The sequence below is a fragment of the Streptomyces sp. SM10 genome (genome assembly GCF_002910915.1).
Lineage (GTDB): Bacteria > Actinomycetota > Actinomycetes > Streptomycetales > Streptomycetaceae > Streptomyces.
Map to the genome: position 1 here is coordinate 1 of NZ_NEUF01000108.1, position 13,487 is coordinate 13,487.

The 13,487-nt window shown below is 69.7% G+C and carries 12 protein-coding genes and 1 pseudogene; 4 read left to right on the top strand and 9 right to left on the bottom strand.

All coding sequences use genetic code 11. The features are described from left to right. Positions 1-18 precede the first annotated feature (18 nt). Positions 19-1,215, bottom strand: a complete 1,197-nt coding sequence (locus B9S57_RS16675; RefSeq protein WP_103513951.1) for an IS110 family transposase — start codon at positions 1,213-1,215, stop codon at positions 19-21. A 479-nt stretch (positions 1,216-1,694) separates the two neighbouring features. Here B9S57_RS16675 and B9S57_RS16680 point away from each other — a divergent pair, with 479 nt between their 5' ends. Then, positions 1,695-2,393, top strand: a complete 699-nt coding sequence (locus tag B9S57_RS16680) for a pentapeptide repeat-containing protein (protein WP_181011371.1) — start codon at positions 1,695-1,697, stop codon at positions 2,391-2,393. Positions 2,394-2,471: 78 nt separating this feature from the next. Here the strand turns inward: B9S57_RS16680 and B9S57_RS16685 are convergent, their stop codons facing one another. Then, the gene (locus B9S57_RS16685) at positions 2,472-2,969 is read right to left on the bottom strand and encodes a hypothetical protein (RefSeq protein WP_103516372.1); all 498 of its coding nucleotides are present in this window, start codon (positions 2,967-2,969) and stop codon (positions 2,472-2,474) included. 79 nt (positions 2,970-3,048) lie between these two features. Further along, positions 3,049-3,216, bottom strand: a pseudogene (locus tag B9S57_RS16690) (response regulator transcription factor); the annotation flags it as partial. A 71-nt stretch (positions 3,217-3,287) separates the two neighbouring features. Between B9S57_RS16690 and B9S57_RS16695 the strand changes: the two are divergent. Beyond that, the gene (locus tag B9S57_RS16695) at positions 3,288-3,854 is read left to right on the top strand and encodes a heme-binding protein (protein ID WP_103516373.1); all 567 of its coding nucleotides are present in this window, start codon (positions 3,288-3,290) and stop codon (positions 3,852-3,854) included. Between the two features lie 32 nt (positions 3,855-3,886). On the opposite strand, the gene B9S57_RS16700 is transcribed toward B9S57_RS16695, so the two are convergent. The 5 genes from B9S57_RS16700 to B9S57_RS16720 all read right to left on the bottom strand — a co-directional run bounded on the left by B9S57_RS16700 (position 3,887) and on the right by B9S57_RS16720 (position 10,205). Then, on the bottom strand, positions 3,887-4,906 hold the full coding sequence (locus B9S57_RS16700; protein WP_103516374.1) for a hypothetical protein: 1,020 nt from the start codon (positions 4,904-4,906) through the stop codon (positions 3,887-3,889). Between the two features lie 2 nt (positions 4,907-4,908). Further along, positions 4,909-7,101 carry a hypothetical protein gene (locus B9S57_RS16705; protein WP_258036413.1) on the bottom strand — a complete coding sequence of 731 codons (2,193 nt, stop codon included), beginning with the start codon at positions 7,099-7,101 and terminating at the stop codon, positions 4,909-4,911. A 38-nt stretch (positions 7,102-7,139) separates the two neighbouring features. Then, positions 7,140-7,589, bottom strand: coding sequence for a hypothetical protein (locus tag B9S57_RS16710; RefSeq protein ID WP_103516376.1), 450 nt, complete (start codon positions 7,587-7,589; stop codon positions 7,140-7,142). Between the two features lie 189 nt (positions 7,590-7,778). Continuing rightward, complete coding sequence (locus B9S57_RS16715; protein ID WP_103516377.1) at positions 7,779-9,368, bottom strand: M4 family metallopeptidase; 1,590 nt, start codon at positions 9,366-9,368, stop codon at positions 7,779-7,781. Positions 9,369-9,629: 261 nt separating this feature from the next. Continuing rightward, the gene (locus B9S57_RS16720; RefSeq protein WP_103516378.1) at positions 9,630-10,205 is read right to left on the bottom strand and encodes a TerD family protein; all 576 of its coding nucleotides are present in this window, start codon (positions 10,203-10,205) and stop codon (positions 9,630-9,632) included. Positions 10,206-10,377: 172 nt separating this feature from the next. Here B9S57_RS16720 and arfB point away from each other — a divergent pair, with 172 nt between their 5' ends. After that, a complete protein-coding gene (gene arfB, locus B9S57_RS16725; protein WP_073743675.1) occupies positions 10,378-10,812 on the top strand; it encodes an alternative ribosome rescue aminoacyl-tRNA hydrolase ArfB in 435 nt (144 codons plus the stop codon). A 99-nt stretch (positions 10,813-10,911) separates the two neighbouring features. Here the strand turns inward: arfB and B9S57_RS16730 are convergent, their stop codons facing one another. After that, positions 10,912-11,418 carry a flavin reductase family protein gene (locus B9S57_RS16730; RefSeq protein WP_103516379.1) on the bottom strand — a complete coding sequence of 169 codons (507 nt, stop codon included), beginning with the start codon at positions 11,416-11,418 and terminating at the stop codon, positions 10,912-10,914. Between the two features lie 347 nt (positions 11,419-11,765). On the opposite strand from B9S57_RS16730, the gene cdgB reads away from it, so the two are divergent. Beyond that, positions 11,766-13,418, top strand: coding sequence for a diguanylate cyclase CdgB (gene cdgB / locus B9S57_RS16735; protein WP_103516380.1), 1,653 nt, complete (start codon positions 11,766-11,768; stop codon positions 13,416-13,418). The last annotated feature ends 69 nt before the right edge of the window (positions 13,419-13,487 follow it).

The following is a 13,487-nucleotide window of genomic DNA, read 5'->3' on the forward strand; positions in this document are numbered from 1 at the left end:
GGCTTCCTAATGCTGTTGTCAAGCGGCCGTAGCCATCGGCGGTGTCACTTCGTAGCACCGTCGGTCGCGGATCAGTGCCCAGATGACGTTGACACGTCGGCGGGCGAGGGCGAGCACGGCTTGGACGTGCCTCTTCCCTTCGGCGCGTTTGCGGTCGTAGAACTGCCGTGAGTTCGGGTCGTAGCGGACGCTGACGAGCGCGGAGGTGTAAAAGACGCGCTGGAGTCTGCGGTGGTAGGTGACCGGCCGGTGGAGGTTGCCGCTGACCTTGCCCGAGTCGCGAGGTGCTGGGGCGACGCCGGCGAAGGCCGCCAGGGCGTCCGGGGAGTCGAACTCGTCCAGATCGCCGCCGACGGCGGCGAGGAACTCGGCACCGAGAGTCGCACCGATGCCGGGGACGCTCAGGACGATGTCGGCGAGTTCGTGCTCGCGAAACCGGCCCTCGATGAGCTTGTCCATCTCGGAAATATGCGCGTTGAGGGCCATCACCTCCTCAGCCAGGGTATGGACCAGCTTCGCGATGGTCTTCTCCCCAGGCACGGCGGTGTGCTGGCGCGCGGCGGCCTCGACCGCCGCTTCGGCCAGGTCCTTGGCGCTGCGGACCTTGCGGTTGGCCAGCCACTTCGTCAGCCGGGCGACGCCGGCCCGGCGGATCGAAGCCGGGGTCTGGTAACCCGTCAGCAGCTTGAGCGGGCCGGTGTTGGTCACGTCCAAGGCCCGCTCCAGGGCCGGGAACATGCTCAGCAAAGTGCCGCGCAGGCGGTTCACGACGCGGGTGCGGTCCTCGACCAGGTCAGACCGGCGCCCGGTCAGCAGCTTCAGCTCGATGGCTGCCTCGTCACCGGGACGGATGGGCCGCAGGTCGCGGCGCATCCGGGCCTGGTCGGCGATCACGTAGGCATCGCGGGCGTCGGTCTTGCCCTCGCCGCGGTAGCCGTCGGACGCCCGGTTCACCAGTCGGCCGGGCATGTAGAGGACCTCTTGGCCGTGGCTGACCAGCAAGGCCAGCAGCAACGCGGGTTCCCCGCCGGTCATGTCGATCGCCCAGGTGACCTCACGCCCGTCGGCCAGGTCCAGGACATCCCCGACCAGCTTCAGCAGCTCGGGTTCGTCATTGGCGACCCGCCGCGACAGCAGTGTCTTGCCGTCCACGTCCAGGGCAAGGCCGTGATGGTGGCCCTTGCCGACGTCGATCCCCGCCCATATCCGGCTCATCGCGCTCCTGACATGCGTGTTCGTACTCTTCGTGCCACGGACGACCTCGCCGGCATTGCTCTACACAGCGACTTGTTCGCACTTCCTAATCGGCGGCCGAGTCGTCGTGGGGCGCTGAGCGGCAAAGCCTCGATTGCCACGAGACGGCAGCGGCCTGAAAGCCACACCCAGCGCCCCTGGGTGACCCAACCCTACGAATGGCTCGATCAGCCCGATCAAGAAGGTAGAGCGGCCTGAGCCGCTCCGGCGCGTGAGGAGGCGTGGCTCACCGGAGGGCGTCCCGCGGGTACGGGGTTGCGGCGGACGGGGTGGGTCCCGCGTGCGCGGGGCCCTGGCTCACGGGGTGCGGGGCGTGGCCGTCGGTTCCGTCCTGCCGAGGAGCTTGACCGCCGGGACCGCCGCCGCGATGCCACTGGTGAACGCCACCTCGCTGAGGAGCCGGGCCGGGCGATGTCAGTGGTGTGCGTCACGATGGGGGCATGGCACGTACAGGCAACAGGAGCAGCAGGAGCGCGGGCGCGAAGGACGGGGTGGCCCCGGCGCGGCGGCCGGAGGTCCGGCTTCCGCCTCTCGTGGAGTACGAGGGCGAGGGGCTGGAGCCGGACGGGGACTACGACGGGGTGCTCTTCGGGGGGACGGACCTCGTCGACGCATCGGGCCCCGGCGCGCGGTTCATGGACTGCGAGCTGCGTGGGTGCGCGCTTGACCGCACGGAGCTGGTGCGGGCCAGATTCATCGACTCGGTGCTGACGGGGGTGCGCGGCGTGGGCACCGATCTCGCGGGGGCTTCGCTGCGGGACGTGGAGATCGTGGACGCGCGCCTCGGCGGGGTGCAGCTGCACGGCGCGGTGCTGGAGCGGGTCCTCGTGCGGGGCGGGAAGATCGACTACCTCAACCTCCGCACGGCGCGGCTGAAGGACGTCGTGTTCGAGGGGTGCGTGCTCTCGGAGCCGGACTTCGGGGAGGCGCGGCTCGTCCGGGTGGAGTTCCGGGACTGTGTGCTGAAGCGGGCCGACTTCAGTGCCGTGCGCATGGAGTCCGTGGATCTGCGGACGGTGGCCGAGCTCGACATCGCCCGGGGGGTGGAGCGGCTGGCGGGGGCGGTGATCAGCCCGTCCCAGCTGATGGAGCTGGCTCCGGCCTTCGCCGCGCAGATCGGGGTGCGGGTGGAGGCGTGATCCCGGCCCGGGGAGCCGTCGGAGAGCTCAGGCTGGCGTCGGAGAGCTCCGGGAACCTTCAGGGAGTTCCGGGAGCCGTCACAGACGGGGGAAGCGGGCCTGGAGGTCCCAGACGATCGGGTTGTCGGCGAGGCCTTCGTGCATGTCGGCCAGGTCGGCGATCAGGTCGTGCAGGAAGTCGCGGGCCTCGCGGCGCAGCAGGGAGTGGCTGAAGGTGAGCGGGGGCTCGTCGCCGGGCATCCAGTCGGCCTCGACGTCGACCCAGCCGAAGCGGCGCTCGAAGAGCATGCGGTCGGACGATTCGGTGAAGTCGAGCTCGGCGAACTGCTGGCGGTGCGAGCGGTTCCCCCGCGGGTCGCGGTCGATCTGCTCGACGATGTCGCAGAGTGCCCAGGCGAAGTCGAGCACGGGGACCCATCCCCAGGCTGTGGATACTTCGCGGTCGGCCTTGGTGTCGGCGAGGTAGACGTCCCCGGAGAACAGGTCGTGCCGCAGGGCGTGGACGTCCGCGCGGCGGTAGTCGGTCTGCGGGGGATCCGGGAAGCGCCGGGAGAGGGAGTAGCCGATGTCGAGCACGGTTCGATGGTGTCATGCCCAGCGTGTGCCCCGCGCCGTGCGGCGGTGGGGCCGGGGGAGCGGGGGCTGAGCTCGTCGGTCACGGGAGCAGCCGCTGTTCGTCGGCGACGGCGACCGCTCCCGCCCGGGTGTCCACGCCGAGCTTCTCGTAGATCCGGCCCAGGCGGGTCTTGACGGTCGCCTCGCTGATGAAGAGCGCGCGCGCGATGTCACGGTTGCCGAGTCCCTGTGACAGCTGGCCCAGGATCCGGCCGGAGGATCGAGAGCAGGAAGCCGGCCGGCTCGGAGTCGAGCCGCACACGATCCTAGGAGATCACCATGAAGAAGATGTCGCTGCGCACCCGTGTCCTGACCGGTGCCGTCGCCCTGGGCGCCTTGGGCGCCTTGGGCGCCGGGACCTTCGGCGCGATGTCCGCCAACGCGTCCACCCTGGCTACCGCACCCGCCGCAGCGGTGAAGGCCGACACCGCCGACCGGAACCTCCAGCAGTCCACCCACCTGACCGTCGCCGCCGCGACCAAGGCCGCACAGGCCGCCCTGGACGCCGCGAAGAAGGAGAACCAGCGCGTCTCGGTGGCCGTCGTCGACCGCAACGGCAACACCCTCGTCACCCTGCGCGGCGACGGCGCGGGCCCGCGGTCCCCCGAGTCCGCCGTGAAGAAGGCGTACACCGCCGTCTCCTGGAACGCGCCCACCTCCGAGCTGGTCAAGCGCCTGGAGCAGGCCCCGAACCTGAAGGACATCCCCGGCACGCTGTTCCTGGCCGGCGGCGCGCCCGTGCAGGTCAAGGGCGCGCCGGTGGCGGGCATCGGTGTCGCGGGCGCCCCGAGCGGTGACCTCGACGAGAAGTTCGCCGCGGCGGGCGTCGCGGCGCTCGGCCGCTGACGGCCGGCCCGGCGAGCGCGGCAGCCGTCCGGTCAGTCGCAGGCGAGTGCTTTGCGGGCGGCGGCGGTGAAGCGGTCCCATACGTCGGACTTGGGAAAGAAGGCGGCTGCGGCGCGCTCCCTCTCGGTCTCCGGGGAGGCCCATTCGAAGGTGAGGCTGTCCGTCGCGAAGTATGTTTCCTTGCCGCCGCAGACGGCGTGCTCGAATCCCCGCTCCTTCGCGCCGGGCAGCAGTGCTGGGTTCTGGATGATCGCGAGGCGGGCGAAGGCTCCGTGTTCCTGGTCCCTGGCCAGGCCTGTGGCGGGCTGGTGCAGGGAGAGGTCGCAGAACCAGGCGTCGTCGCGGGAGCCCGAGGTCTGCTCCTGCAGGGGGCTGCCCGCTGGGGCCTTGGCGGCGAGGGTGAAGCCGGTCAGGCCGCACACCGCTGCGGGGTCGCTCCTCGTCACCGCGGACGCTTCGAGGAGGTCCGTCCCGGCGTTCTCCTGTGATGGGGCGGGAGGCGCGCAGTCGTGATCGGCGGCGAACTTGCGGGCGGCTCCCTGAGCCAGCCGGGCGAGCGCCGCCGCGTCCACTCCACCCTCCGCAACGTTGACATGCAGGACCGTTCGGGATCCCCGTGCCGTTCCGGCACCCATGGGTGCGCAGCCGGGTGGAAGGGAGACCCAGCCGTTGCCGTGCTGATCGAAGGCGCCGGGCAAGGCGCCGGGCAAGATGTTCTGGGCACCGGACATATCCCACACCTTCAGGCCGAAGGGATCCACAGCGTTGACGGACATGGGCTCGAGAACCACCCGCGCGTCCTTGGTGCCCGGCAGCCAGCCGGACTGCTCCACGAAGCAGCCGTCGGCATAGTTGATTCTTCCGGTCACCCGGCCGAAGCCGTCGAGGCTCTTCCCGGCGTCCTCGCTGCTCAGACGGCCGTCGCACAGGTCACGGGGCCCGAGGACGTTGGTGTTGGTCGCCACCGTCGCACCGGCCGCCACGACCAGTGCGCAGACGCCGGCTGTGACCAGCCAGGCCCGGCGGCGCTTCCGGGATGATTCAGCACCCATGATTAATCCCGTCCCAGATAGGTCGCAGCATCGCTGCGTCCTCCTGAATACGACTGCTTCGCTTCCTTGCTCATCCTGTCCCAGGCGTCCCAGTTCGGGTCGTTCTTGCTGTTGTCGGGATCGGTGACGTCGACGCCTCGGTCCTTGGCCCAGGCGTCGATGAGGCTGTACGTGCCGTCGACGCCCGCGCTGTAGTGTCCGGAGTTCTTCTCCTGGTCCGCCGCTTCCGCCGTCGCGATGGTGTCTTTGGACCACTCGTACGTCCCCGCGTCGATGAGCCGCTGTGCGGCATCGCCGAGGACCGGCAGGCCGGTGACCGGGGCGCCGATGACGTGGTAGGCGTACCTGGCCTGGTCGTTGGTGTCCGCGATCTTCTCCTCGGTCTGGTCGTGGATCACGTCGGAGCCGATGCCGTTCATGACCCCCATGACCTGTCCCAGGTCGTTGGCGGGGTTGATCCAGCGCACGTGTCCGTTGCCGCCGTCTGCAGGGGCGTTGACCAACTGCTCGAAAGCGTAGTCGCGTTGGGTTGCGTAGAGCAGTTCGGCGGTGTCGGCTTCCTCCGTGACGCCGCGCATGACCCGCACGAGCGATTCCTTGCCGACGCTGATCCCCGCCTCGGAGCCCTTCTCCCAGATACCTTCCTTGCCCCCCGGGCTGCCGTATCGATCTCTGTCGTTCTCCGCGAGGATGTTGTGGTTGTCGGCCGCGTAGTCCGCCAGGGCGTTCGCCAGGTTCTGGTGCATGTTCTTCGGTACGTCGTCGCCCGAGGCACCGGCGTCGAGGAACTCGATCGTGTTGTGCATGATCCGGGCCTGGGCCGGGCTGTGCGGCCCAGGGCGGCCGTTGGACTCCCCCTCGGACAGCGGAGGGTGGCCGGTGGTGGCCGCCTCCAGCGCGGCGCCGAGCCCGGCGTGCCCGTACGGGTCGTCCACCTCGACCTGGGGGTACAGGGAGAGCATGAGCTTGGGCCACTCGCGGGCGCCGTCGCCGTGGCCGGTGAGGTATTCCAGCCTGCCGTTGCCCTTGTCCGGGTCCGGGCCGGGATCGAGGAAGGCGGTCGCGGTGTCAGGGTCGCGGCTCATGACGCCGAGGAGATTGTCGATGGCATCGGCCCGGATGCCGTCGTGGCCGGCACCGATCTGGACGAAGAGGTCCTTGTCCTTCTTCTCGGCGGCGATCATGTCGTCGCCCAGCTGGGTCATGAAGTCGGGGTCGAACTTCTCGTCGGCCATGTTCATCACGGCGACGAATCCCGAGTACCCCTTGATCGGGTTGTTGGACTCACCGAAGCTCTTGGTGCCGTTCTCCTTGAGCTCCTTGGTGAATTCGTCGTAGAAGGCGCGTTCCTTGGCGCCCTCCGGGTCCCTGGTGGCGTTCGCGAGGGAGTTGGCGAGCTCGCGCTGCATCCCGAGCAACTGGGTGCGGCTGCTCTTGTCGTCCGCGGCCATGTCGAACAGCTTGTTGCCGAGCTTGATCGTGCCGTCCGCGCCGATCTTCGCGAGGAAGGGCTGGCTGAACTCCTTGTTCCCGCTGTTGTCGCGCAGCGAGCGTTCCAGTTCCGCGAGCTCCGCGGCGGACACCTTCTCGCCCGAGTTGAGCTTCATCGCGGTCGCGGCGGCGGCCTTCGCCTCGTAGTTCTCGATGTCGCCGGTGGCCTTGTGGTTGAAGCCGCCCTCGGTGCCGTCCCGGTCGTCGTTGTCCTTGGTCACCGCCTTCATGGCCACGGCGAATCCGGCGTCGGCGTCGGCGACGGCCCGCACGGCCTTGGCGATGTGGTCGGTCCACGACTGCTCGGTGGTACGCAGATCGGGATCGTGGTGGGCGGTGAAGCGCTCGCTCTCGGTCAGCTTGCTGAAGTCCAGGCGGCACTGCCCCTGGTCGGAGACGGTCATCCTGGCGGCGACGGCCTCGTTGACCGCGGCCTTCACCTTGCCCCGCAGTTCGACGAACTGGGTGTGCGCGTCCCTGATCAGCGAGGCGATGGCCTTCGCTTCGGTCTGGGCCCCGGCGTACTCCTTGAGGGTGACGTCGAAGCGGCGGTTGGCGGCCTCGGCGCTCTGGCCCACCCAGGACGGGCCGAGGCTGATCCCGTGCACGTCGCGCTTGTAGGCGCTCTCCTGCTTGGCCAGTTCGCCCGCCATCGACTCCCACTTGGCGGCGGCGGTGGTCAGCGCGGACAGGTCCGTCGTCATGACTTCGTGGTAACTCGGCATGGTGTGGCGCCTCCCCCTCAGTACCCGGTGATCTTCGACGTGCCGCCGAGCTGGGTACCGATGCCGAGATCGTCGGACCGGAACTGCAGACGGGTCTCGCGCAAGGAGGCGCTCTCCGACGAGAGCCGGTTGCAGAGGACCCGGACCGAGTCGTCCCAGGCCTTGTCCGCCGCCTTCAGGGCGCTTGCCGCGTCCCAGCCCTCGGCGTCCTTGGGACCGAATGCCTTGACCGCCGCGCTGTTGGCCTCGTCGGCCCACTTACCCGCGGCACGCGTGTCTCCGAGGATGTGGTCGTCGATCGCGTCGGCCGCCGCCTTCTTCTGGGCGGGCGAGGACGCGAAGGAGGGGGCGAAGGGCCCGTACACAGGGGGACCCCCCTGCTCGGCCGGCACCTGGTTCAGCCGCATTCCGGTCGACGCGCTGTCGTGGTGGGCGGACTTGATCTGTTCCCACTCGTCCCATGCCATGAAATCCCGGCCCCCGATTGCCTGGTCGTGCACGCTGCTCGCTGACGTATGCAAGTGCATACCAACATACAAGTATGAATGGCGTGGTGGGCGGGCTCCTCCTGGGGCGCCCGCGACGGCGTACGGGCACCCCGACGCGCGGGAGCCGGCCGGCCGGCCCTGGCCGGCCGGCTCCCGCATCCGAGGGCGTTACTTGACGTTGACGCCCGTCCAGGCCGCGTCGACGGCCTCGAGTTCGGCGCTGTCGGCTCCGAACAGGTCGGTGGCCGCCTTCTCGGTCGCGACGCGCGCGCCCGCGTAGTCGGTGCTCGACGTCATGTAGACGGAGAGCGCCTTGTACCAGATCTGGTAGGCCTTCTGGCGGCCGATGCCGGTGACCGTGGAGCCGTCGGAGGTCGGGGAGTCGTAGTCGACCCCGCCGATGGTCTTGGCACCGCTGCCCTCGGCCAGCAGGTAGAAGAAGTGGTTGGCGACGCCGGAGGAGTAGTGCACGTCGAGGTCGCCGACGCCGGCGTCCCAGTAGTCGGCCGAGCCGCCGTCCTTGCTCGGCTTGTCCATGTAGCGGAGCGGGGTGCCGTCGCCGTTGATGTCGATCTTCTCGCCGATGAGGTAGTCACCGGGGTCGGTGGTGTTGTCGGCGAAGAACTCGACGGAGGTCCCGAATATGTCGCTGGTCGCCTCGTTCAGCCCGCCGGACTCACCCGCGTAGTCGAGGTTGGCGGTGGCCGCGGTGAGGCCGTGGCTCATCTCGTGGCCCGCGACGTCGATGGCGGTGAGTGCGCTCCTGTCGTCGGCACCGTCGCCGTAGGTCATGCAGAAGCAGCTGTCGTCCCAGAAGGCGTTGACGTAGCCGGTACCGAAGTGGACGCGGGAGTAGGCGGCGCGGCCGTCCCCGGCTATGCCGTCGCGGCCCAGCTCGGACTTGTAGAAGTCCCAGGTCGTCGCCGCGCCGTAGTGGGCGTCGACCGCGGCGGTCTGGCGGTCGTCGCCGGTGCCGTCGCCCCAGGTGTCGTCGGCGTCGGCGAGGAGGGTGCCGGTGCCGGTCTGGCCCTGGTTCAGGTCGTAGGTCCTGTGTCCGCCACGGTCGCCGTCGGTCAGCTCGAAGCCCGAACCGCCCTTGGTGGTCGACAGCGTGACCTCTCCGCTGTACTGGCTGTTCCCGGTGCCCGTCTCCACGGCCTCGAAGCTGTGCAGCCGCTTGCCGGTCGTGGCGTCCGTGATGATGTGCAGCTTGCTGGGCGTGCCGTCCTTCTGGGCACCGGACTTGACGGTCTCGAAGGCGAGGGCGGGCTTCCCGCTGCCCGCCCAGACGACCGTGCGGGCGCTCGCGGCGGCCTTCAGCCTCGGCTGGGTCGACGGTACGGCGATGCGTGCGCCGGTGGCCTTGTCCACGCCCTTGGACGTGCCGTCGGCGGCGGTGTGGGTGACGAGGTCACCGCCGAGGACGGGGAGCCCCGCGTAGGTGCGCTCGTAGCGGGTGTGCACGGTGCCGTGGGCGTCCGTGACGACGTCACGGACGATCAGCTTCTCCTTGCCGCCCAGCCCGAGGGACTCGGCGGCGGCCGGGGCGTGCGCCTGGGCGGCCCGCAGCGCGGTGGTGCGGACGGCCGCGGTGTTCACGCCGAGAGCGGTGGCTCCGGCGGTGGAGCGGGAGGAAGAGGCGGTGCCGTCGGCGGTGTGGGGTCCCGCCGTGGCCGTACCGGTCTGGACGCCTACGACGACCATCGCGGCAACTGCGGTCAGGGCAGCGGCGCGACGGGTGTTCATGTGGGGGGTCATGCCTTCTCCGTTGCTCGTTCCTGTGGGGGTTACGAGCGGAGAGAGTGCCACCGAATGATCGAGTTTGACTGGACCCCGACAATTACCTCACAAGTTCTTGACCAGTTCTTGTCCGGCTGAGGTGTGCCCGTGTCCGCTATCTGACGCGCGCGGGGCGGTTCGGGGGCGCGAGGCGGACGAGGGCGGGGAGGCCGGTACGGACGCGCGGGAGCCCCCGGCCGACCGGAGTCGGACGGGGGCTCCCGTGGGAAAGCCGGGACGTCAGAGGTTGACGCCGAAGTCCTGGGCGATGCCGCGCAGGCCCGAGGCGTAGCCCTGGCCGACCGCGCGGAACTTCCACTCGGCGCCGTTGCGGTAGAGCTCGCCGAAGACCATGGCGGTCTCGGTGGCGGCGTCCTCGCTCAGGTCGTAGCGGGCGATCTCGGTGCCGCCGGCCTGGTTGATGATGCGGATGAAGGCGTTCCGCACCTGGCCGAAGTTCTGGCTGCGCGCCTCGGCGTCGTAGATGGAGACCGGGAAGACGATCTTGTCGATGTCCGCCGGGAGGCCCGCGAGGTTGACGTTGATCTGCTCGTCGTCGCCCTCGCCCTGGCCGGTGACGTTGTCACCGGTGTGGACGATGGTCTGGTCCGGCGTCGCCTTGTTGTTGAAGAAGACGAAGTGGCCGTCGGAGTAGACCTTGCCGGCGTTGTTGACCGCGATCGCCGAGGCGTCGAGGTCGAAGTCGGTACCGGTGGTGGTGCGGACGTCCCAGCCGAGGCCGACCGTGACGGCGGTCAGGCCCGGGGCCTCCTTGGTGAGCGAGACGTTGCCGCCCTTGGACAGGCTTACAGCCATGGGAAGTCCCTTTCCTCGTCGTGTGCGGGCTTCGTGCCATCACGAAAGCTACCGTCACCCGTCCTAACGCAGACAAGAGACCACGAGGTTCCTGCTCGCTTTACTTTCTTTGCCGAACTTCTGGCCGAACGCTCGCAAAACAAGGTGACGAACCGGCCGCGCGCCAGGGAACATGGGTGTCATGTCCGGGCCCTATGTCATCCGCGGTTCGGTCTCCCTGCCGGAGGCCGAACTCATGTGGCGTTTCTCGAGGTCCTCGGGGCCCGGCGGGCAGCACGTCAACACCAGCGACTCCCAGGTCGAGCTCCGCTTCGACCTCGCGGCGACCGACTCCCTGCCCGAGGTGTGGAAGGCCCGGGCCCTCGAACGGCTGGCGGGCCGGCTGGTCGGCGGAGTGGTGTCCGTACGCGCGTCGGAGCACCGCTCCCAGTGGCGCAACCGGGAGACGGCCGCCGTGCGGCTCGCCGCCCTGCTGGCGGAGGCCACGGCGCCGCCGCCCAAGCCCCGCCTCAAGAAAAAGATTCCGCGCGGCATCAACGAGCGGCGCCTGCGCGAGAAGAAGCAGCGCGGCGACACGAAGCGCGGACGCTCGGGCCGCGACTGGTAGAGGCGGGCGTCTGCCCCCTTACCCGCCTGCCCCGCCCGCCTGACCCCGTGCCGGCTTGTGCGGCGCCACCCTCCGGGACGCGGGCAGGCGCCCCGCGGGTCAGCCCAGCTGCCGGTAACGGCCCTTGAAGTACGTCAGCGGCTCGTCGTCCCCGCTCGGGAGCGACGCCGCCAGCACCCGGCCGATCACCAGCGTGTGGTCACCGGCCAGGACGCGCTGCTCGGTCCGGCACTCCAGGGTGGCCAGGGCGCCGTCCACCAGGGGCGCCCCCGTGATCTCGCCGCGTATGTGCGGAATGTCCTCGAACAGCAGCCGGTCGCTGATCCGGCCCTTCATGGCGAACCGCCCGGCGATGTGCCGCTGGCTCCCGGTCAGCACCGACACGGCCCACAGGGGCTGTTCGGCGAGCAGGTCGTCCATCCGCGAGTCGTTGCGCAGGCTCACCATGACCAGCGGCGGGTCCAGCGAGACCGACATGAAGGCGGTCGCCGTCATCCCCGCGTCCTCGCCCCGGCCGTGCTCGTCGAGCGGTGGCTCCTGGGCGGTGATCAGCACCACGCCCGCCGCCAGTCGGGACAGGGCGGCGCGGAATTCGTCGTTGCTCACCCCTTCAGCATGGGGGACGGCTTCGGGGCGCGGGGCGGGGGGAGTCTTCTGCAGCACACCGGGCACGCTAGTGCCGCAGGACGCGCCGTCGCATCGGGCCAGGGGACCAGCCGGGTCCTAGGACCGGGGGACCAGGTGTCCGGATTTGCGTTCGGAAAACACCAGCAGTCCCTGAAGGTGTCCCGTACATCCTTTAGCACCCGTTGTGACTTGAGTCACAGAGAGCAATATTTGTTGACCCTGTGTACCGGGTGCACAGCTCACTGTGATTCAGTGGCCGTGACACTGGAACAAGTGCGTCGATAAGAAACCTGGAGTTGCTGTCGAGGTCTCAGGGAGTGCGAGCAATGGAGGCCGAGTCGGAGCCGTACGTCCGCCTTGCGACGATGCGGCAGTTGCACCAGGCCGTCGCTGATCTCAATACGGCGCGGAGCCTGGCGGACACGCTGCAGTCCGTGGCCGACGGCATCGTCACCGGCCTCGGCTACGAACTGGGCTGCGTGAACCTCGTCCGCCCCGACGGCGATCTCGTCGTCGCCGCGTTCGCCGGCAACAGTGCGGCGGAATCCCTGATCACCGGCCGTGTCGGCTCCCGCGAGTCCTGGGGGCGCAGGCTGTCGATGGGTGAGGCCTGGGACGAGCTCCGGTTCATACCCCACACCGAGGGCTGGGTGCTCCTCGACGACGACGTCCCCCAGTGGCACACCGAGGGCCCGGAGCCCCGCTTCGAGGACGAATGGCACCCCCTGGACCGCCTGTACGCCCCCATGTACGCCTCCGGCGGAGGTCTGGACCTCCTGGGTGTCATATCGGTCGACAGGCCGCGCAACGGCCGCCGCCCCGGCGCCTGGGGCCGTGAAGCCCTCCAGATGTACGCCTCCCAGGCGGCCATTGCGATCAGCAACGCTCGCCTCCGCGCAAACATGCAGCGCGCACTGGTCAGGCTCGAACGCGAACAGCAGGCGCTGCGGGCCAGCGAGGAATCCTTCCGCCAGGCCTTCGAGTACGCCCCCAGCGGCATGGCGATCGCCGAGATGGGCGGCGACCAGCACGGCAGGCTGCTGCGCACCAACGACGCGCTCTGCCGGCTCCTGGGGCGCCCCGCCTCGGTCCTGCGCCGCTACTCCTTCGCCGACCTCGTCCACCCCGAGGACATCGGCACCCTGCTCCGCACCTCCGCCGAGGGAGGCAGGGCGGAGCTGCGGCTCGGGCGCAGGGACGGCACCTACCTATGGGTCTCGCTCCGCAACTCGGTCGTCGCCGACACCACCGACGGCCCGCGCTTCCTGCTCACCCATGTCGAGGACATCGAGGAGCGCAAGCGCAACGAGCTCAATCTCGCCCACCGCGCCTCGCACGACGCGCTCACCGGTCTGCCCAACAGCGCCGAACTGCGCTCCCGGCTCAGCGCGCGCCTGTGTGAGAGGCCTCACTCGGTCACCTCCTCCGCCATCGAGGCGCTGGACGCGGCCTACGGGGACGTCGAGAGCGCGGTGCACGGCTACCGGGCGGACGTCTACGAGGCGGAGGTCGCGCCGGGGGTCGGCCCCTACGACCACCACGTGCACACCGTGGCGCCCGACCCGGACCGCGACGACGGCACGAAGGGGCTGGCGGTGCTCTTCTGCGACCTCGACGGCTTCAAGTCCATCAACGACCGCTTCGGTCACCACGCGGGTGACGCGGTTCTCATCGAGGTCGCCAGGCGGCTCACGACCTGCGTACGGGACGGTGACACGGTCGCGCGGCTCGGAGGTGACGAATTCGTCGTCCTCGCGGACGGCCTCGGGGCGGCAGATGCCGCAGATCTGGCCGTACGCTTGCGTAACGCCATCATTCCGCCCATCCGGGTGGACGGCCGGGCAGTCAGGGTCGGGGCGAGTTTCGGTATCGGCTGGGCCGAGTGCGGCATGACCGAGGAAGAGGTCCTGCACTCCGCCGACCAGCGGATGTACGTGGAGAAGCGGTCCCGTTCGAAGGTTCACCGCAGAGCCGGCTGACGTTCACGCCCTGGCTGTCCCCGTACCCCGCCCGGTTTTCCGGGGGGCCGAGGGCAATTCGACGCGTGC

Coding starts and splice junctions, on each gene's coding strand:
- B9S57_RS16675 (WP_103513951.1), bottom strand. CDS start 1,215: ATGAGCCGGATATGGGCGGGGATCGACGTCGGCAAGGGCCACCATCAC.
- B9S57_RS16680 (WP_181011371.1), top strand. CDS start 1,695: ATGGCACGTACAGGCAACAGGAGCAGCAGGAGCGCGGGCGCGAAGGAC.
- B9S57_RS16695 (WP_103516373.1), top strand. CDS start 3,288: ATGAAGAAGATGTCGCTGCGCACCCGTGTCCTGACCGGTGCCGTCGCC.
- B9S57_RS16700 (WP_103516374.1), bottom strand. CDS start 4,906: ATGGGTGCTGAATCATCCCGGAAGCGCCGCCGGGCCTGGCTGGTCACA.
- B9S57_RS16705 (WP_258036413.1), bottom strand. CDS start 7,101: ATGACGACGGACCTGTCCGCGCTGACCACCGCCGCCGCCAAGTGGGAG.
- B9S57_RS16710 (WP_103516376.1), bottom strand. CDS start 7,589: ATGGCATGGGACGAGTGGGAACAGATCAAGTCCGCCCACCACGACAGC.
- B9S57_RS16715 (WP_103516377.1), bottom strand. CDS start 9,368: ATGACCCCCCACATGAACACCCGTCGCGCCGCTGCCCTGACCGCAGTT.
- B9S57_RS16720 (WP_103516378.1), bottom strand. CDS start 10,205: ATGGCTGTAAGCCTGTCCAAGGGCGGCAACGTCTCGCTCACCAAGGAG.
- arfB (WP_073743675.1), top strand. CDS start 10,378: ATGGGTGTCATGTCCGGGCCCTATGTCATCCGCGGTTCGGTCTCCCTG.
- cdgB (WP_103516380.1), top strand. CDS start 11,766: ATGGAGGCCGAGTCGGAGCCGTACGTCCGCCTTGCGACGATGCGGCAG.